The organism is Streptomyces tubercidicus (genome assembly GCF_027497495.1).
Taxonomy (GTDB): domain Bacteria; phylum Actinomycetota; class Actinomycetes; order Streptomycetales; family Streptomycetaceae; genus Streptomyces; species Streptomyces tubercidicus.
The window spans coordinates 6,743,105-6,760,541 of the sequence record NZ_CP114205.1; the positions used below are offsets into that span (position 1 = coordinate 6,743,105).

Here is a 17,437-nt window from a genome sequence, read left to right on the forward strand (position 1 = left end):
TTCGGTAACCGTTCTGCGTCTCAGCTCTCCGCAAGGATGTGGGAGAGCTCGGTGTCGAGATCGAAATGCCGGTGCTCCGTACCGGGCGGTACGGCGGCATCGGTCCTTTTGAGGAACGACTCGAGAGCCCGCGCGGGCGCCTCGAGCAGGGCTTCGCCTTCCGGGGAGCTCAGGGCGATGCAGACCACGCCCTGTCCATGGCTCCGGGACGGCCATACGCGGACGTCTCCGGTGCCCGTGGGCCGGTGCAGGCCCTCGGCGAGGAGGTCGCGGGCGAAAACCCACTCGACGGTCTCCTCGGCTCCGGTATGGAAGGTGGCATGCACGGCATAGGGATCGGCCGTGTCATACCGCAGGCCCGCGGGTACAGGCAGTGAGGACTCGCTCGACACAACGAGGCGCAGGTGCAGCTCGCAGCTGACCGTGGTGTTCATAAGCGCCAGGGCCTTTCGCTCAGTGTGCGCTCGGGGATTCGCACGTCGGCGAAATCGACATGCCACCTACGGTGCCGTTGTAAACCCCTCTGACGGTTTTGTGTGGCTTCAGGTACCTCTTACGGCGGATTGCGAGATCGTCCCCGGCGGTAATTCCGGAGGGTGGTCGCGTCCGGTAAGTTGGGGGGTATGAATACGCAGAGTAACGGGGGGCTGGGAACGGTGGAGGAGGAAGCCGCGCCGGCCGAGAAGCCGCTCGGCTCGCGGGCACCGCACTTCATCAAGCGGTCCCGGCCGCTCCACGTGAGCTGGCAGGTCGGAGTCTTCGTCGTCGGTCTCGCGGTCGTGGTGGGCGGCGTGATCATGCTGCCGCTGCCGGGGCCGGGCTGGCTGGTGATCTTCGGCGGTATGGCGATCTGGGCTACGGAGTTCGTCTGGGCGCAGCTGGTGCTGCGCTGGACCAAGCGCAAGGTCACCGAAGCGGCCCAGCGGGCGCTCGACCCCAAGGTGCGGCGGCGCAACATCATCCTGACCACCATCGGCGTGGTGATCATCGCGGCGCTGCTCGCGGTCTACCTCTGGAAGTTCGGCATGGTGCTGCCGTGGAAGGTTTCCGAGTGACCGAGGTGTGGTCAAAAGGGCCCGCCGACGTGCGGTAATGTTGGCGGTGCGCCGGGCGATTAGCTCAGTGGGAGAGCGCTTCGTTCACACCGAAGAGGTCACTGGTTCGAACCCAGTATCGCCCACCCCGGACGAGGGCCCGGAGACATCAAGTCTCCGGGCCCTCGCAGTTGTTGGGCAATGGATCGGCAGGGGGCACACACTGGGGTCATGCCCCACTGGTCCCACCGATTGCACCGCTACCGCTTCCGCAGCGTCTGGCTGCTCCAGGCCCCGCCGACCGTCGTCTACGCGGTCCTCGAACGCGCCGAGGCATATCCGCAGTGGTGGCCGCAGGTCCGCGAGGTGACCCGGCTCGACGACCGCAGCGGCACCGCCCGGTTCCGGTCCCTGCTGCCGTACGACCTGACGGTGGTGGCGAGCGAGCGCGTACGGGACCCGGGGGCGGGGGTGCTGGAGATGGTGATGCGCGGCGATCTGGCGGGCTGGGCGCGCTGGACGGTGGTGCCCGGCGCCGGCGGCACCCGTGCCGTCTTCGAGCAGGACGTCGAGGTCTGCAAGCCGCTGCTGCGGCGGTTCGCGCTGCTGGGGCGGCCGCTGTTCCTCGCCAATCATGCGCTGATGATGCGGGCCGGACGGCGGGGGCTGGCGGCCTGGCTGGCCCGGGGGTGAGGTGCGGCGGATACCCGGGCGCGGCGGGCCGGGGGCGCCGTGGAACAGGAATTTGATGGAAGCCCCGGGCTGCCTGTATTGTTCTGCTCGTTCGCGAGGGAAACCCCGCCGACACCCGGGCGATTAGCTCAGTGGGAGAGCGCTTCGTTCACACCGAAGAGGTCACTGGTTCGAACCCAGTATCGCCCACCGGGATCAAGAACCGGGCCGCCAAAAAGCGGCCCGGTTCTTTTTGTTGGAAGAGTGCTGTGCTTGTGGGAAGAGCGCCTTGGCGGAATTCCGCCCGGCGCCTTTGTCTCCGTACGGAATCGCTGACGGGGGATCAGGCCGCTGCGGGAAGTTCGGGACGCAGCGGCCAGTGCGGGTCGACGGTCTCGGGGTTGCCGCTGCGGGCGAACCACGCCTGCAGTCCGCGGGCCTGGGCCGCGTACCAGACGGCCTGGCGGGTGTGCAGCTCCGCCGGATGCAGCCCCTCCAGCCGCTCGGCGAAGCGATGCCCCAGGGCCCGTACGACACGCAGCGCGGCGAGCGCGTCGGCGGCCGCCTCATGGGCGTCGGTCAGCTCGACCTCGTAGTGCGCACACAGGTCGGTGAGCGTACGGCGGCCCTTGCGATAGCGGTCCAGATGCTTGTCGAGGACGTGGGGGTCCAGGACGCGCAGCGGGTGGCCGCCCAGATAGGCGTCCAGTGAGCTGGCGCGATGGCGCTTCAACTCGCGCTGCAGCAGGGTGAGATCGAACGGGGCGTTCATCACGACCAGCGGCCGGCCGGCCATCGACTGGGCGGCCAGGGCGCGCGCCACCTCCTCCAGCACCGGCGCCGGCCAGCGGCCGTGCAGGGCGAGATGGTCGGCCGTCAGGCCGTGCACCGCCGTCGCGGCGTCCGGTATCTCCACGCCCGGGTTGATCAGCCAGCGGGTGACCCGGGGCGCGGAGCGCGGTGTCTCCTGGACCACCAGGGCCGCGGAGACGATGCGATCGCGCTCCACGTCGATCCCGGTGGTCTCGGTGTCGAAGGCGGCAAGCGGTCCGTCATACCAGCACGGCATCATCCCAACTCCTCGCGCTCGTACGGGGGATGACATGCAGGCCATCCGAGCTGGTGATACCCGAGCCGCACGGTGCTCGAACCGCCCTTGTTTGCGGACCACTTGACGCGGAGACAACCAGAGGGACGGGCCGGCGCGGTCCACCGCCTTCTCCCCGTCATCCACGCATCGATCGGCACAGCCCGGAAGGCCACTCCGCGATGACGCTCGCGCAGCCCGAGCCGGGCGGGCTGCTGCCTCAGCGGACCACACCGCAGCGCGGCGGACTCGCCACCACCGCCTGCATGGAGACCCTTCAGGTGGGCTACCTCCATGCGGTCGCCGCCGCCTCCGGATGCTCGCTGGCGCAGCCCTTCCCGGACAACGGAATCGACTGGCACGTCAGCCATGGCGCGCCCGGCCACACCGTCGACGACGAGGTCACCATCAAGGTGCAGCTCAAGTGCACCTACCAGACCGCCCCGCGCCCGCCGGGGCCGACGTTCGCCTTCACGCTCGACAACGACCACCTGGTGAAGCTGGCCCGTACGCCCGTGGCGGTGCACAAGATCCTCGTGGTGATGCTGGTCCCCCGGACCCAGGAGAACTGGCTGCGGGCCGGCCACGACCGTCTCGAACTGCGGCACTGCTGCTACTGGATCAACCTGGCCGGCCATCCGGTGACCGGCCGGCGCAGGACCACTGTGCGGATCCCCACCGCGCGGATCTTCGACGACCGAGCGCTCTGCGAGATCATGACGCGGGTCGGGGCGGGAGGGAGACCCTGATGTACCGGCCGACCGATGAATTCGACGCACGGCTGCTGGATCCCGCGCGGCTCGACCCGGCGGTGCTCGGCGCGCTGCTGGCCCGGCACGGCTGGCGGCGCAGGGGCGGGGCCGCCGGCCACTACGCCCGCTGGACACCGCCCGGAGGCGCGGGTGGCACCAGCCTGCTGGTCCCGCACGACCGCCGCTTCCCCGACAGCGGGGAGCTGCTCGGGGAGGCGCTGGCGGCGCTGGCGCAGAGCGCCGCGCCCTCGGCCCGTGAGGTGCTGATGGGGCTGGCGGTGCCCAGCGACGAGGTGTGCTGGGAGCGTGCGGTCCCCGACGGCGGCTCGGGGGCCGCGCACTGGGTCGCGCAGGAGCAGCTGCGCGGGGCGGCCCGCTCGATGCTGCTCGCCGGGGCGCTGGGCACGTACGGCCGGGCCGGGTACTACGGCGCCCGGCACAAGCGGCAGGCCGAGGGCTTCGTGGGCCAGGTGCTGGTCGGTCCGGCGGCGGCCGGGCGCCGGGTGACCGCGTTCGTACCGGTGCGCGGCGGGCGCCGGGCGGTCGCCGGGCTCCAGCGGGCGCTGCACGCGGCCCGCGACGCCACCGACTACCAGCGGGCCACCGGCGGTATGGAGGCCTTCGACGCGGCCGTCGAGCTGGGGGTCTGCCATGAGCTGGCCCAGGCGCTGATCGCGCTGGTGCGGGATGCGGAGGGGGTGCGGATCGCGGTCGAGTGGTCGCCGGCGGCCGGTGCCCCGGCCGGCTGCCCGGCCCGTCCCGAGGCGGTGGAGTTCTCGCCCGGCGATCTGCCCGCGCTGCAGCAGGCCGCCCGGCGCTATGTCCGCGAGGAGCCGTCGCTGCCGGTCCGGGTGACCGGTGCGGTGGTCCGGCTGCGCCGGGAGCGGCCGGGCGGCCCCGGCACGGTCCGGCTGCGGGTGATCACCGGAGCCGATGTGCCGCAGGTACGGGTCGCGCTGGGGGAGGAGGACTACCGGATCGCGGGGCATGCTCATCTGGTGGGGCTGCCGGTCCGGGTCAGCGGGCGGCTGGAGAGCCGGGGCGGGTTCCGCCGGATCACCGGCGGCCGCGATGTCACGCCCGTACAGGTCGACGAGGCGGAGCGGGACCGGTTGCTGAAGTCGCTCCAGGAGAATCTGGACTTCTTCGAGGAGGCCTGCGGCGCGGAGGAATGACACCGTGCGAGCGGGGGGTGGTGAAACCGTTTCGCGGTCGGGTCCGCGGGCTCGGTACGATTCGGCTGCGCAGCAATCGCTGCCGTGAAGAGACAGTAGTCAGGAGAGACCGGTGTCAGACGTCCGTGTGACCATCCCACGCGATTCCGAGCGGGAAGAACGCGTGGTGACCACGGGCACTACGGCCGCCGACCTCTTCCAGGGCGAGCGCAGCATCGTCGCCGCGCGGGTGGCCGGGGAGCTGAAGGACCTGGCGTACGAGGTCGCCGACGGTGACACGGTCGAGCCCGTCGAGATCACCTCCGAGGACGGTCTGAACATCCTGCGGCACTCCACCGCGCATGTGATGGCGCAGGCCGTGCAGGAGCTGTTCCCGGAGGCGAAGCTCGGCATCGGTCCGCCCATCAAGGACGGCTTCTACTACGACTTCGACGTCGAGACCCCGTTCCACCCGGACGATCTCAAGCGCATCGAGAAGAAGATGCAGGAGATCCAGAAGCGCGGCCAGAAGTTCGCCCGCCGTGCGGTCAGCGATGACGCCGCCCGCGAGGAGCTGGCCGACGAGCCGTACAAGCTGGAGCTGATCGGGCTCAAGGGCTCCGCCGCGGACGCCGCCGAGGGTGCCTCCGCCGAGGTCGGCGCCGGTGAGCTGACCATCTACGACAACCTCGACGCCAAGAGCGGCGAGCTGTGCTGGAAGGACCTGTGCCGCGGTCCGCACCTGCCCAGCACCCGTGCCATCCCGGCGTTCAAGCTGATGCGCTCGGCCGCCGCCTACTGGCGCGGCAGCGAGAAGAACAAGCAGCTCCAGCGGATCTACGGCACCGCCTGGCCGACCAAGGACGAGCTCAAGGCGCATCTGGAGTTCCTCGCCGAGGCGGAGAAGCGTGATCACCGCAAGCTGGGGGCGGAGCTGGATCTGTTCTCCTTCCCGGAGGAGCTGGGCCCCGGTCTCGCCGTCTTCCACCCCAAGGGTGGCGTCATCCGCAAGGTGATGGAGGACTACTCCCGCCGGCGGCACGAGGTCTCCGGCTACGAGTTCGTGAACACCCCGCACCTCTCGAAGGAGCGCCTCTTCGAGATCTCCGGGCATCTGCCGCACTACGGCGAGTCGATGTTCCCGGCCATCGAGTTCGACGAGCAGAACTACCGCCTCAAGGCGATGAACTGCCCGATGCACAACCTGATCTTCAAGTCCCGCGGCCGCTCCTACCGTGAACTGCCGCTGCGTCTCTTCGAGTTCGGGACGGTCTACCGCTACGAGAAGTCGGGCGTCGTGCACGGCCTGACCCGCTCGCGCGGCTTCACCCAGGACGACTCGCACATCTACTGCACCAAGGAGCAGATGCCGGAGGAGCTCGACACACTCCTCACCTTCGTGCTCGACCTGCTGCGCGACTACGGCCTGACCGAGTTCGAGCTGGAGCTGTCCACCCGCGACGAGTCCGACAAGTTCATCGGCTCGGACGAGGACTGGGAGGAGGCCACCGAGGCGCTGCGCCAGGCCGCCGAGAAGCAGGGCCTGCCGCTGGTCCCGGACCCGGGCGGCGCCGCGTACTACGGCCCGAAGATCTCGGTGCAGGCGAAGGACGCGATCGGGCGGTCCTGGCAGATGTCGACTCTGCAGGTCGACTTCAACCAGCCCAAGCGTTTCGGCCTGGAGTACACCGCGGCGGACGGCTCCAAGCAGCAGCCGGTGATGCTGCACCGCGCGCTGTTCGGCTCGATCGAGCGCTTCTTCGGTGTGCTGCTGGAGCACTACGCCGGCGCCTTCCCGGCCTGGCTGGCGCCGGTCCAGGCGACCTGCATCCCGATCGGCGACGCGCATGTCCCCTACCTCCAGGAGTTCGCCGCCCAGGCGAAGACCAAGGGGCTGCGGATCGAGGTGGACTCCTCGTCGGACCGGATGCAGAAGAAGATCAGGAACGCCCAGAAGAGCAAGGTGCCGTTCATGATCATCGCCGGTGACGAGGACGTCGCCCAGGGCGCGGTGTCCTTCCGCTACCGCGACGGGTCGCAGAAGAACGGCATTCCGCGCGATGAGGCGATCGCCGAGATCCTCGATGTCGTGGAGCGCCGCGTCCAGGTGTGATGACGTGAGCCCATGGCCCCGGAGAGCGAGTGGCTCTCCGGGGCCGCGTCATCTCTCGCCCTCCCGCCGGAAGCTGCGCATCAGATACGAGGAGAACGAGCCCACCACCGCTCCCACCAGGGCCACCCCGACGAACATCAGCCCCACCGCGACCACCCGGCCGCGCGCGGTGACGGGCGTGGCGTCGCCGTAGCCCGTCGTCGTCAGGGTCGAGCAGGCCCACCACACCGCGTCACCGAAGGTGTGGATGTTCGCATCCGGGGCGGAGCTCTCCACGTGGTAGACCGCCAGGCTGGCGGCGTAGCCCAGCAGCGCCGCGGCGAGCCCGGAGTAGGTCATCACCCGCGCCTCCAGGCCGAGCCCGGGTGCGTCCCGGCGCAGCTGCATCCGCTCATGCAGATCGATCATGCGCAGCGGGCGCAGCAGCGGCAGCACGGTCACGATCAGGTCCAGCCAGCGGGTGCGTACGAAGTGCCACCGGTCCCGGCTGAAGACCAGCCGTGCCAGGTACTCCGCCACGAAGACGCTCCAGCTCACGACCGTGACGGTCTCCCAGAGGACGTACCAGGCGGGGGAGAGGCCAGGGTCCAGGACCCGGACCGAGTAGGAGGTGAGAAAGAGGGTCGAGGCGATGAAGAGGTACGGCTGCGCGCGCCTCTCCCACTCCTGCAGCCGCGCGTCCCTGTCCACCGGCACAGCATCGCGGAGCGGGGCAGGGTATCCGCCCCAACGACACGGTGCCAACGGGCGAAGCCATATGCTGGCCCGTATGACAAGCGAGCCGGAGCAGCAGATCGGAGTCGGGACACAGGACGCCTTCCAGCGCCTGTGGACGCCCCACCGGATGGCCTACATCCAGGGGGAGAACAAGCCGACCGGTCCGGGGGCCGATGACGGCTGTCCGTTCTGCACGATCCCCGAGAAGTCGGACGAGGACGGCCTCGTGATCGCGCGCGGTGAGCATGTCTACGCGGTGCTGAACCTGTATCCGTACAACGGTGGTCACCTCATGATCGTCCCGTTCCGGCACGTCGCCGACTACCCGGAGCTGGACGGCCCGGAGACCGCGGAGCTGGCCGAGTTCACCAAGCGGGCGATGACCGCGCTGCGTACCGCCTCCGGGGCGCACGGCTTCAACATCGGGATGAACCAGGGCACCGTCGCCGGGGCCGGGATCGCGGCCCATCTCCACCAGCACGTCGTCCCGCGCTGGGGCGGCGACACCAACTTCATGCCGGTGGTCGGCCACACCAAGGTGCTGCCCCAACTCCTCGCCGACACACGGGCGATGCTGGCCCGCGCCTGGCCCGCGTAGGGCTCCTTCGGCTCTCTCCCGCGTGCGTGTCCGGGACGACACGCACCCGATAGATCGGACAGATCACCCCAATTAGGATTAGTTGCCTCTCTAATGGGGTGGTGACTTCCCTAGATCGCCGCTCCGTGCTGCGTGCGGCCGCCTCGGCCGCGGCCGCCGGTGCGCTGGTGGCGGGCTGCGACCCGCACCGGGACCCCGGAGCCGTCCGGTCCCCCGGCGGACCGAAATCCTCCGGGGCGGGCCATGCCACGCCCGTCCCCGTACGTGCCGCCCGCCCGCCGACCCGGGTGCCCGGCCTGCCCGTACAGATCGAGCACGGACCGCGGAACGGCCGGGCGGTCGCCCTGACCTTCCACGGCAGAGGCGACCCCAAGATGGCGACCGCCCTGCTGCGCGAGGCCGAGCGGGCCGGCGCCAAGGTCACCGTGCTCGCCATCGGCGACTGGCTCGACGAGCAGCCCGCGATGGCCCGCCGGATCCTCGACGGCGGCCATGAGCTGGGCAATCACACCATGCACCACCGCGATATCTGCGCCCTGCCGGCCGCCGAGGCATACGCCGAGATCACCGGCTGCGCCGCCCGGCTGAACAAGCTCACCGGCAGCATCGGCAGCTGGTTCCGCCCCTCACAGACCCGCCGGGCCACACCCCTGGTGACCGAGCTGGCCCGCAAGGCCGGCTATCCGCACGTCCTGTCCTACGACCTGGACTCCCTCGACGCGAACGACCCCGGAGCCGCCGCCGTCCAGCGCACGGTCCTGGACTCGGTCGGGCCGGGCTCCGTCGTGAGCCTCCACCTCGGGCACGCCGGCACGGTGGCCGCGCTGCCCCCGATCCTCGACGGCCTCCGCCGGCGCGGTCTGCGCGCGGTGACGACAACGGAGCTAGTGACCTGATGGCTGAGCGGAACCGTACCCACGACCGTCGGAGCCCGCACGCGCGCCACCGGGCCGCGCTGCTCGCCGTGGCCTGCGCGCTGGTGGCCGCGGGCTGTGGCAGCGGCGACGGGAACGAACGGGCCGCGCACGGCCCGCGGCCCGTCGAGCGCGCACCGGTCCAGGCCGCCAAGCCGGGCCTGCCCGGGATGCCGCCGCTGCTGGACCAGCACGACCTTTACGCGGCGGACCGGCCGGGCAGGCTGGCGCCGCAGGTCAAGGACTTCCCCGCGCGGATCTACGTCCCCAACACCGGCTCCGACACGGTCAGCGTCATCGACCCGAAGACCTACAAGGTCATCGAGACCATTCCGGTCGGCGTACAGCCGCAGCACGTCGTGCCGTCCTGGGACCTCAAGACACTCTGGGTCAACAACAACCGGGGGCACGACCTCACCCCGATCGACCCCGCCACCGGCAAGGCCGGCGACCCCGTCAAGGTCCACGACCCGTACAACCTCTACTTCACGCCCAACGGGAAGTACGCGGTCGTGATGGCCTCCATGGACCGGCAGTTGGTCTTCCGCGACCCGCACACCATGGAGGTCCGCAAGACACTCCCGGTCAACTGCGCCGGCGTCAATCACGCGGACTTCTCGCCGGACGGGCGGTACTTCATCGTCTCCTGTGAGTTCTCCGCCGAGCTGCTCAAGGTCGACACCGAGAAGATGAAGGTCATCGGCCAGCAGAAGCTGCCGTTCGAGGGCGCGATGCCGCAGGACGTGAAGATCTCCCCGGACGGCAAGACCTGGTACGTCGCCGACATGATGGCCGACGGCATCTGGGTCCTCGACGGTGACCGCTTCACCCGGCCCCGGCTCATGCCGACCGGCAAGGGCGCCCATGGCCTCTACGTCAGCCGCGACTCGACCTACATGTACGTCTCCAACCGCGGCGAGGGCTCCATCTCCCGGCTCGACTTCCGGACCGGCAAGCTCGTCGACAAATGGCATATCCGCGGCGGCGGCAGCCCCGACATGGGCGGCCTGTCCACCGACGGCAAGGTGCTGTGGCTCTCCGGCCGCTACAACTCCGAGGTCTACGCGCTGGACACCCGTACCGGCAAAACCCTCGCCAAGATCCCGGTCGGCCAGGGCCCGCACGGCCTGGCGGTCTACCCGCAGCCCGGACGGTACTCCCTGGGACACACCGGCATCTTCCGCTAGCCGGTGCCTCCCGGGTGCCTGAGGGCTCAGGCGTTGTACTCGTCCGCCTTCTGCGGCTCCACGCCCTGGATCATGCCGCTGAGCACCAGGGAGCGGTTGGTGAAGCGCTCGGTGTCCACGCCGTTCTCCTTGAGGACGCTCATCGCGGCGGAGTGGACCGTGCGCAGCACCGGGGTCGCGGCGCGCAGCGCGTCATCGGCCATGAAGCGGTGGCGCCAGGGCTTGTCGGCCCAGACGTGCCGCAGGCCGAACGGCTCGGGCAGGGTCAGCTTGCCGCCGAGGAAGTCCAGCACCGGCGGGAACCAGGTCAGCGGGGCGCGGGCGGCGAGCCGGACCACCTCCTGCGGCTCGATGAGCGGGAGCTGATGGGTCCTGGTCTCCCAGAACTTGACGACCTTGGCGACTTCCTTGGTCTTGGGCTCCGGCTTCGTCGTGAAGAGGCCGTTGACCGGGCCGAGGGCATGGCCGGTTACCTCGATGCGCAGCGTCTCGTGGAGCACGGTGACGGTGATCATGAGGGTGATCACCAGCTGGCCGTCCCACAGCACGAACTGGACGCCGAGGTAGTGGCGGTTGCCGCTGCCGAACTGCTGCTCGTTGCAGATCCGCTCTATCTCGTGCCCGCGGATCTGGTACGCCTCCACATGGGTGCCCTCGGGGCGGCTGACGGCGGCGGCCTTCTCGCCGACCGGGGAGACGATCCAGTGGCGTACGGACGGGGTGGGGAAGCCGCCGGTGTGCAGCGGGCTGCGCTCCAGCAGCCGCAGCTTGTCGTGGATCGCGCGGATCACGTCCCAGCTGCGGAACGGGTGGATCTCGCTGCCTGCCTGCGCCGGGGTCAGCTCCTCGGCGAGCTGCCAGCTGCCCCAGCGCGTCCCCATGCCGAGTATCCCCTTGGGCCCGGCGTAGAAGACGACATTGCTGCTCTGCTCGGCGGAGATTTTGGCGAGATTCTGGCGGAGGGTTTCGGCGGCGATCTGGTTCGGGTCCTGGGGGACCGCCTCGGGGATCTTCGCGGCCACCCCGCCGCCCTCCAGCAGCCCCTTCCAGGACTCCCGCATGGCCACCGCGGTCTTCTCACAGATCTGCTTGGCCAGCCACCAGCCGATCACCGGGGCGAGGACCATGCCGCGGGCGTACAGCGGCCAGAAGCCGTTGAACGGCAGCTTGATCATGAAGAACAGGCCGAGGACGGCCAGCACCGTCAGCAGCACCCCGCCGAGCAGGGAGAGCCCCTTGCCCGCGCCGTCCTTGGAGAGCATCTTCCGCAGCTGGAAGACGCCCAGCCACAGCAGCACACCGGGCAGGAACAGCACCCCGAACAGCACCATCAGCACCGTCAGCTTGGCGTCCCGCTGCTTGCGGATGCGGGTGGCGGACAGACAGTGCTCGACGATGGTCTGCGGCTCGGTCCCGAAGGACTGGATGAGCGCGGCGCGCCCGCCGCCGAGCATCCGCACCTGCACCGCGCGCGCGAACGCCTCACCGAGATTGGGCGCGAACAGCGACAGCTTGGGCTTCTTGATGGCGGACTTGCCGGAATCCGAGTCGGCCTTGGAGATATCGGCCAGCGGGCTGTCCCGATAGGCGGCCGAGGCCAGTGCCTGGGTCGCCGCCGTCTGCCCGGCGCTCCCCGACAGCGGGACCTGCGCCCCCGGACTGAAGTCAAAGCCGTCTGCCACTACCGCCCCCCACACCGCACGCATCCGATGATGCGGCTCTTCCCGACTTCTGCTGACGGCACACCTGCTGAGCGCCTGTCATTGAGCCTGTGACCTCGCCTCCTGGCCCGCCGAACCCCCGGATCGACGGCACGGCCTCAGCGTACAGCCGCCGCCCCGCCCGCAGGAGTTGAGCGGGACAGCGGCCGCTCCAATGGTTGATCAGCCGTCAACTATGCGCCGTTCTCCGCCTCTTCCCGCCACTTGTCGGCGAGCTGCGGCGGCATCGCCTCATGCCGCAGGTGGACGCGGGAGAACCGCCCGGTGCCGTGCGAGAGGGAGCGCAGATCGACGGCGTACCGGTCGATCTCGATCTCGGGCACCTCGGCGCGCACCACGGTGCGTCCCGCCCCTGACTGTTCGGTGCCCACGACCCGGCCGCGGCGTCCCGACAGATCGCTCATCACCTGGCCGACGAAATCGTCCGGAACCATCACGCTGACCTCGGACACCGGTTCGAGCAGATCGATCCGGACCTCGCCGGCGGCCTCGCGCAGCGCCAGCGCGCCCGCCGTCTGGAACGCGGCGTCGGAGGAGTCGACGGAGTGCGCCTTGCCGTCGAGCAGCGTGACGCGGATGTCGACGAGCGGATGCCCGGCGGCGACCCCGCGTGCGGCCTGGGTGCGTACGCCCTTCTCCACGGACGGGATGAACTGCCGGGGCACCGCACCGCCCACGACCTTGTCCACGAACTCGATGCCGGAGCCGCCGGGCAGCGGTTCCACCTCGATCTCGCAGATCGCGAACTGGCCGTGCCCGCCGGACTGCTTCACATGGCGCCCGCGGCCCGCGGAGGGGGACCCGAAGGTCTCCCGCAGCGACACCTTGTGCGCCACCGTGTCCACCTGGACGCCGTAGCGGGATCGCAGCCGCTCCAGGGCCACATCGATATGCGCCTCGCCCAGGCACCACAGGACCACCTGGTGGGTGTCCTGGTTGTGCTCCAGACGCATCGTCGGATCCTCGGCGACCAGACGGGCCAGGCCCTGCGAGAGCTTGTCCTCGTCGGCCTTGCTGTGGGCCTGGATGGCGACCGGCAGCAGCGGGTCCGGCATCGTCCAGGGCTCCATCAGCAGCGGGCTGTCCTTGGCGGAGAGGGTGTCGCCGGTCTCGGCCCGGGACAGCTTCGCCACACAGGCCAGATCGCCGGCGACCGCTTTGGACAGCGGGCGCTGCTGCTTGCCGAACGGGGTGGACAGCGCACCGATCCGCTCGTCCACGTCATGGTCCTCGTGGCCCCGGTCCTGCAGGCCGTGGCCCGAGACATGCACCGTCTCGTCCGGGCGCAGGGTGCCCGAGAAGAGGCGGATGAGGGAGATCCGCCCCACGTACGGGTCGGAGGAGGTCTTGACCACCTCGGCCGCGAGCGGACCGTCCGGATCGCAGCTCAGCGCCGGGCATGGCGCGCCCTCCGGGGTGGTCACGGCCGGCGCCTCGCGCTCCACGGGCGTCGGGAAGCCACCGGTGATCAGCTCCAGCAGCTCCACGGTGCCCAGCCCCTGTTTGGCGCCCTCGGCGGCCGGGGCCGCGGCCAGAACCGGGTGGAAGGTGCCCCGGGCGACCGCCGTCTCCAGGTCCCCGATGAGGGTCTTGATGTCGATCTCCTCGCCACCGAGGTAGCGGTCCATCAGGGACTCGTCCTCGCTCTCGGCGATGATGCCCTCGATCAGGCGGTTGCGGGCGGCTTCGATCAGCGGCAGCTCGTCCGCCGTCGGTGCGCGTTCGGTGCGCTCGCCCGAGGAGTAGTCGAACACCCGTTGGGAGAGCAGGCCGATCAGGCCGTGTACGGGGGCATGGCCGTCGGCGCCCGGCGTCCCGTACAGCGGGAGGTAGAGCGGGAGGACGGCGTCCGGGTCCTCGCCGCCGAGCGTGGTGCGGCAGCGCTCGGTCATCTCGTCGAAGTCGGCGCGGGACGCCTCCAGGTGCGTGATGACCAGCGCACGCGGCATACCGACGGCCGCGCACTCGTCCCAGACCATACGGGTCGCGCCGGCCACACCGTCGGCCGCCGAGACAACGAAAAGGGCCGCGTCCGCCGCGCGCAGACCGGCCCTGAGTTCCCCGACGAAATCGGCGTATCCGGGGGTGTCCAAGATATTGATCTTGACTCCTCCCCAGTCCACCGGGACCAGGGAGAGCTGTACGGAGCGTTGCTGCCGGTGCTCGATCTCGTCGTAGTCGGAGAGGCAGCCGCCGTCCTCGACCCGGCCCGCCCGGTTGACCGCGCCGGATGCCAGTGCGAGGGCCTCGACCAGGGTGGTTTTTCCGGAGCCGCTGTGGCCGACCAGCACCACATTGCGCAGGGCCGTGGGCTGGCCGGCCGTTGATGCCCTGCCGGCGGCTCCCGGGTGTGTACTCGATTTCTCGCTCATGTGTCTCGCCTCCAGGTCGACACTTTGCGGTGATTCGAGCTTTCCACCGAGGCCATGATGCGTCCATACATGGCGCACGGGGCCGGTGCTCCCAAGGGGTCCGGGCGCCCCGCGCGGGGCCTGCGGGTGCGTCCACCGGCGCGCGCCGGCGGCCCCGAGCCACGGGACGCACCCCGCGCCGCGATGCGTTCGTGGTGCCCCCTGACCTCCTGGCTACGATGGGCCCGCCGGTGGCCGTTAGACCGCACGGCCCGTATCGACTCCCGGGAAGGCCATGCTGAACAAGTACGCGCGTGCGTTCTTCACGCGTGTTCTCACGCCGTTCGCCGCCCTGCTCATCCGGATCGGCGTCAGCCCGGACGCGGTCACTCTGGTCGGCACCGGGGGCGTGGTGGCCGGCGCCTTGATCTTCTATCCCCTGGGCGAGTTCTTCTGGGGGACGGTCGTCATCACGCTGTTCGTCTTCTCCGACCTCGTCGACGGCAACATGGCGCGGCAGCTGGGCCGCTCCAGCCGCTGGGGGGCCTTTCTCGACTCCACCCTCGACCGGGTCGCCGACTCGGCGATCTTCGGCGGGCTCGCCCTGTGGTACGCGGGCCGGGGCGACAGCCTGGTGCTCTGCGGCATGGCGATCTTCTGCCTCGCCAGCGGCCAGGTGGTCTCGTACACCAAGGCGCGCGGCGAGGCCATCGGGCTGCCGGTGGACGTCAACGGCCTGGTGGAGCGCGCCGAGCGGCTGGTCATCACGCTGGTCGCCTGCGGCCTGTCGGGCCTGCACGCCTTCGGGGTGCCGGGAGTCGAGATCCTGCTGCCGATCGCCCTGTGGGTCGTCGGCATCGGCAGCGCGGTCACCCTGGGCCAGCGCGTGGTAACGGTACGACGGGAGTCGGCCGAGGCCGACGCCATGGCACAAGGGGGGAACAGCGCATGAGCCCGCGCAGGAACGGCCGGCCGTTGATCGACACGGAGAAGCTGTCGGAGGCGCTCTACGCCCTGGGCTGGAGCACCGTCAAGAAGCTGCCCGAAGGCGCCGCCGTACGGCTCGGCCGCCGGATCGCCGACATCGCCTGGAAGCGCCGCGGCAAGGGCGTCCTCCGCCTGGAGTCGAACCTCGCCCGGGTCGTCCCGGACGCCACACCGCAGCGGCTCGCCGAGCTCTCCCGGGCCGGGATGCGCTCGTACATGCGCTACTGGATGGAGTCCTTCCGACTGCCGGCCTGGAGCAAGGACCGGATAAGGGCGGGTTTCACCCCCGAGGACGTGCATTACCTGGAGGACGGGCTCAAGAGCGGCCGTGGCGTCATCCTGGCGCTGCCCCACATGGGCAACTACGACCTCGCGGGCGCCTGGGTCACCACCAAGCTCGGCGTCCCCTTCACCACCGTCGCCCAGCGCCTCAAGCCGGAAACCCTCTACGACCGCTTCGTCGCCTACCGCGAGGGCCTGGGCATGGAGGTGCTGCCGCACGAAGGCGGTGCCGCCTTCGGCACGCTGGCCCGGCGGCTGCGGGCCGGCGGCCTGGTCTGCCTGGTCGCGGACCGTGATCTGTCCGCCTCCGGAATACCGGTCAAGTTCTTCGGCGAGGCCACGAAGATGCCGGCCGGCCCCGCCGCCCTCGCCGTCCAGACCGGCGCCATGCTGCTGCCCGTCACCCTCTGGTACGACGACACCCCCGTCATGCGCGGCCGGGTCCACCCGGAGATCGAGGTCCCCGAGACCGGCACCCGCGCCGAGCAGGCCGCCCAGATGACCCAGACCCTCGCCGACGCCTTCGCCTCCGGCATCGCCGACCACCCCGAGGACTGGCACATGCTCCAGCGGCTCTGGCTCGCCGACCTGGAACCGCGCGAGCAGCCCGCCGCCCCGGGCGGCTCCGAGGCTTCCAGAACCTCCGGATCGGAGTCCGTGTGAAGATCGGCATCGTCTGCCCGTACGCCTGGGACGTCCCCGGCGGCGTGCAGTTCCACATCCGGGACCTGGCCGACCACCTGATCCGCCTCGGCCACGAGGTCTCCGTGCTCGCCCCCGCGGACGACGAGACCCCGCTGCCGCCCTACGTGGTCTCGGCCGGCCGCGCCGTCCCCGTCCCGTACAACGGCTCGGTCGCCCGCCTCAACTTCGGCTTCCTCTCCGCCGCCCGGGTCCGCCGCTGGCTCCAGCACGGCGCCTTCGACGTCATCCACATCCACGAGCCGGCCTCGCCCTCCCTCGGCCTGCTCTCCTGCTGGGCCGCCCAGGGCCCGATCGTGGCGACCTTCCACACCTCCAACCCGCGCTCACGGGCGATGATCGCCGCCTATCCGATCCTGCAGCCCGCACTGGAGAAGATCAGCGCACGGATCGCGGTCAGCGAATACGCCCGCCGCACCCTCGTCGAACACCTCGGCGGCGATGCGGTGGTCATCCCCAACGGCGTCGACGTCGACTTCTTCGCCACCGCGGAGCCCAAGGCCGAGTGGCAGGGACGGACGATCGGCTTCATCGGCCGGATCGACGAACCGCGCAAGGGCCTGCCGGTCCTGATGAAGGCGCTGCCCACGATCCTCGCCGAGGTCCCCGACGCCCGCCTGCTCGTCGCCGGCCGCGGCGACGAAGCGGAGGCCGTCGCGGAGCTGCCCGCCGAACTGCGCTCCCGGGTCGAATTCCTCGGCATGGTCAGCGACGAGGACAAGGCCAGGCTGCTGCGCAGCGTCGACCTCTACGTCGCGCCCAACACGGGCGGCGAATCCTTCGGCATCATCCTCGTAGAGGCGATGTCGGCCGGCGCCCCCGTCCTGGCCAGCGACCTCGACGCCTTCGCCCAGGTCCTCGACCAGGGCGAGGCCGGCGAACTCTTCACCAACGAAGACACCGAGGCGCTCGCCGCTGCGGCCGTACGACTTCTTGGTGACCCGGCTCGTCTCGCGGAGCTGCGGGAGCGGGGCGCCCGCCATGTGCGGCGCTTCGACTGGTCGACGGTCGGGGCCGACATCCTCGCCGTCTACGAGACCGTGACCACGGGGGCGGCGTCCGTGGCCACCGACGAGAGGGTGGGCTTGCGGGCTCGCCGCTGGCTGCCGTAAGGCTGGCTTCCCACGTGTTTGGCTGCCCCGCCGTGGTTGTTGCTCGCCGTTTGT

General features: G+C 70.4%; 16 protein-coding genes and 2 tRNA genes. 13 read left to right on the top strand and 5 right to left on the bottom strand.

Features of this window, described 5'->3' with window-relative positions; translation table 11 throughout:
- Positions 1–20: 20 nt before the first annotated feature.
- Complete coding sequence (locus STRTU_RS29490) at positions 21–434, bottom strand: SsgA family sporulation/cell division regulator (RefSeq protein WP_003959770.1); 414 nt, start codon at positions 432–434, stop codon at positions 21–23.
- A gap of 189 nt (positions 435–623) precedes the next feature.
- Between STRTU_RS29490 and STRTU_RS29495 the strand changes: the two genes are divergently transcribed.
- The 4 genes from STRTU_RS29495 to STRTU_RS29510 all read left to right on the top strand — a co-directional run bounded on the left by STRTU_RS29495 (position 624) and on the right by STRTU_RS29510 (position 1,916).
- Positions 624–1,055 (top strand): TIGR02611 family protein, encoded by a 432-nt coding sequence (locus STRTU_RS29495; protein WP_174878995.1) that lies wholly within the window; start codon positions 624–626, stop codon positions 1,053–1,055.
- Between the two features lie 53 nt (positions 1,056–1,108).
- Positions 1,109–1,180 (top strand) — tRNA-Val (locus STRTU_RS29500).
- Positions 1,181–1,265: 85 nt separating this feature from the next.
- Positions 1,266–1,727 (top strand): SRPBCC family protein, encoded by a 462-nt coding sequence (locus STRTU_RS29505; RefSeq protein ID WP_159747839.1) that lies wholly within the window; start codon positions 1,266–1,268, stop codon positions 1,725–1,727.
- Positions 1,728–1,844: 117 nt separating this feature from the next.
- A tRNA-Val gene (locus STRTU_RS29510) sits at positions 1,845–1,916 on the top strand.
- A 133-nt stretch (positions 1,917–2,049) separates the two neighbouring features.
- On the opposite strand, the gene STRTU_RS29515 is transcribed toward STRTU_RS29510, so the two are convergent.
- On the bottom strand, positions 2,050–2,775 hold the full coding sequence (locus tag STRTU_RS29515; protein WP_159749668.1) for an exonuclease domain-containing protein: 726 nt from the start codon (positions 2,773–2,775) through the stop codon (positions 2,050–2,052).
- A 200-nt stretch (positions 2,776–2,975) separates the two neighbouring features.
- On the opposite strand from STRTU_RS29515, the gene STRTU_RS29520 reads away from it, so the two are divergent.
- The 3 genes from STRTU_RS29520 to thrS all read left to right on the top strand — a co-directional run bounded on the left by STRTU_RS29520 (position 2,976) and on the right by thrS (position 6,812).
- A complete protein-coding gene (locus STRTU_RS29520) occupies positions 2,976–3,542 on the top strand; it encodes a DUF4365 domain-containing protein (protein ID WP_159747841.1) in 567 nt (188 codons plus the stop codon).
- Complete coding sequence (locus STRTU_RS29525) at positions 3,542–4,720, top strand: hypothetical protein (protein WP_159747843.1); 1,179 nt, start codon at positions 3,542–3,544, stop codon at positions 4,718–4,720. The genes STRTU_RS29520 and STRTU_RS29525 overlap by 1 nt, the downstream gene beginning before the upstream one ends.
- Before the next feature lie 112 nt (positions 4,721–4,832).
- The gene (gene thrS / locus STRTU_RS29530; RefSeq protein ID WP_159747845.1) at positions 4,833–6,812 is read left to right on the top strand and encodes a threonine--tRNA ligase; all 1,980 of its coding nucleotides are present in this window, start codon (positions 4,833–4,835) and stop codon (positions 6,810–6,812) included.
- Positions 6,813–6,860: 48 nt separating this feature from the next.
- On the opposite strand, the gene STRTU_RS29535 is transcribed toward thrS, so the two are convergent.
- The gene (locus STRTU_RS29535; protein WP_159747847.1) at positions 6,861–7,508 is read right to left on the bottom strand and encodes a potassium channel family protein; all 648 of its coding nucleotides are present in this window, start codon (positions 7,506–7,508) and stop codon (positions 6,861–6,863) included.
- A 61-nt stretch (positions 7,509–7,569) separates the two neighbouring features.
- On the opposite strand from STRTU_RS29535, the gene STRTU_RS29540 reads away from it, so the two are divergent.
- The 3 genes from STRTU_RS29540 to STRTU_RS29550 all read left to right on the top strand — a co-directional run bounded on the left by STRTU_RS29540 (position 7,570) and on the right by STRTU_RS29550 (position 10,228).
- Entirely contained in the window at positions 7,570–8,127 is a 558-nt protein-coding gene (locus STRTU_RS29540) for an HIT family protein (RefSeq protein ID WP_042156938.1), read from the top strand.
- Between the two features lie 101 nt (positions 8,128–8,228).
- Entirely contained in the window at positions 8,229–9,023 is a 795-nt protein-coding gene (locus tag STRTU_RS29545; RefSeq protein WP_371873689.1) for a polysaccharide deacetylase family protein, read from the top strand.
- Positions 9,023–10,228: a YncE family protein gene (locus tag STRTU_RS29550; protein WP_159747849.1), complete on the top strand. Its 1,206-nt coding sequence runs from the start codon at positions 9,023–9,025 to the stop codon at positions 10,226–10,228. Before STRTU_RS29545 ends, STRTU_RS29550 begins: the two co-directional genes overlap by 1 nt.
- A 26-nt stretch (positions 10,229–10,254) precedes the next feature.
- Here STRTU_RS29550 and STRTU_RS29555 read toward each other — a convergent pair whose 3' ends face one another.
- Both STRTU_RS29555 and STRTU_RS29560 read right to left on the bottom strand, forming a co-directional pair.
- The gene (locus tag STRTU_RS29555) at positions 10,255–11,934 is read right to left on the bottom strand and encodes a hypothetical protein (RefSeq protein WP_167539275.1); all 1,680 of its coding nucleotides are present in this window, start codon (positions 11,932–11,934) and stop codon (positions 10,255–10,257) included.
- 188 nt (positions 11,935–12,122) lie between these two features.
- Complete coding sequence (locus STRTU_RS29560; RefSeq protein ID WP_159747853.1) at positions 12,123–14,321, bottom strand: elongation factor G-like protein EF-G2; 2,199 nt, start codon at positions 14,319–14,321, stop codon at positions 12,123–12,125.
- A 274-nt stretch (positions 14,322–14,595) separates the two neighbouring features.
- Here STRTU_RS29560 and pgsA point away from each other — a divergent pair, with 274 nt between their 5' ends.
- The 3 genes from pgsA to STRTU_RS29575 are packed head-to-tail and all read left to right on the top strand — an operon-like array spanning position 14,596 to position 17,383.
- Positions 14,596–15,252 (top strand): phosphatidylinositol phosphate synthase, encoded by a 657-nt coding sequence (pgsA, locus tag STRTU_RS29565; RefSeq protein WP_159747855.1) that lies wholly within the window; start codon positions 14,596–14,598, stop codon positions 15,250–15,252.
- Positions 15,249–16,232 carry a phosphatidylinositol mannoside acyltransferase gene (locus tag STRTU_RS29570; protein WP_159747857.1) on the top strand — a complete coding sequence of 328 codons (984 nt, stop codon included), beginning with the start codon at positions 15,249–15,251 and terminating at the stop codon, positions 16,230–16,232. The genes pgsA and STRTU_RS29570 overlap by 4 nt, the downstream gene beginning before the upstream one ends.
- Positions 16,229–17,383: a glycosyltransferase family 4 protein gene (locus tag STRTU_RS29575; RefSeq protein ID WP_159747859.1), complete on the top strand. Its 1,155-nt coding sequence runs from the start codon at positions 16,229–16,231 to the stop codon at positions 17,381–17,383. The genes STRTU_RS29570 and STRTU_RS29575 overlap by 4 nt, the downstream gene beginning before the upstream one ends.
- Positions 17,384–17,437 lie beyond the last annotated feature (54 nt).

Bases quoted from the DNA above. Each gene is read 5' to 3' on its own strand.
- STRTU_RS29555 (WP_167539275.1), bottom strand. From the start codon at position 11,934: ATGCGTGCGGTGTGGGGGGCGGTAGTGGCAGACGGCTTTGACTTCAGT.
- STRTU_RS29520 (WP_159747841.1), top strand. From the start codon at position 2,976: ATGACGCTCGCGCAGCCCGAGCCGGGCGGGCTGCTGCCTCAGCGGACC.
- STRTU_RS29525 (WP_159747843.1), top strand. From the start codon at position 3,542: ATGTACCGGCCGACCGATGAATTCGACGCACGGCTGCTGGATCCCGCG.
- STRTU_RS29540 (WP_042156938.1), top strand. From the start codon at position 7,570: ATGCTGGCCCGTATGACAAGCGAGCCGGAGCAGCAGATCGGAGTCGGG.
- STRTU_RS29570 (WP_159747857.1), top strand. From the start codon at position 15,249: ATGAGCCCGCGCAGGAACGGCCGGCCGTTGATCGACACGGAGAAGCTG.
- pgsA (WP_159747855.1), top strand. From the start codon at position 14,596: ATGCTGAACAAGTACGCGCGTGCGTTCTTCACGCGTGTTCTCACGCCG.
- STRTU_RS29490 (WP_003959770.1), bottom strand. From the start codon at position 434: ATGAACACCACGGTCAGCTGCGAGCTGCACCTGCGCCTCGTTGTGTCG.
- STRTU_RS29515 (WP_159749668.1), bottom strand. From the start codon at position 2,775: ATGCCGTGCTGGTATGACGGACCGCTTGCCGCCTTCGACACCGAGACC.
- STRTU_RS29495 (WP_174878995.1), top strand. From the start codon at position 624: ATGAATACGCAGAGTAACGGGGGGCTGGGAACGGTGGAGGAGGAAGCC.
- STRTU_RS29560 (WP_159747853.1), bottom strand. From the start codon at position 14,321: ATGAGCGAGAAATCGAGTACACACCCGGGAGCCGCCGGCAGGGCATCA.
- STRTU_RS29550 (WP_159747849.1), top strand. From the start codon at position 9,023: ATGGCTGAGCGGAACCGTACCCACGACCGTCGGAGCCCGCACGCGCGC.
- STRTU_RS29505 (WP_159747839.1), top strand. From the start codon at position 1,266: ATGCCCCACTGGTCCCACCGATTGCACCGCTACCGCTTCCGCAGCGTC.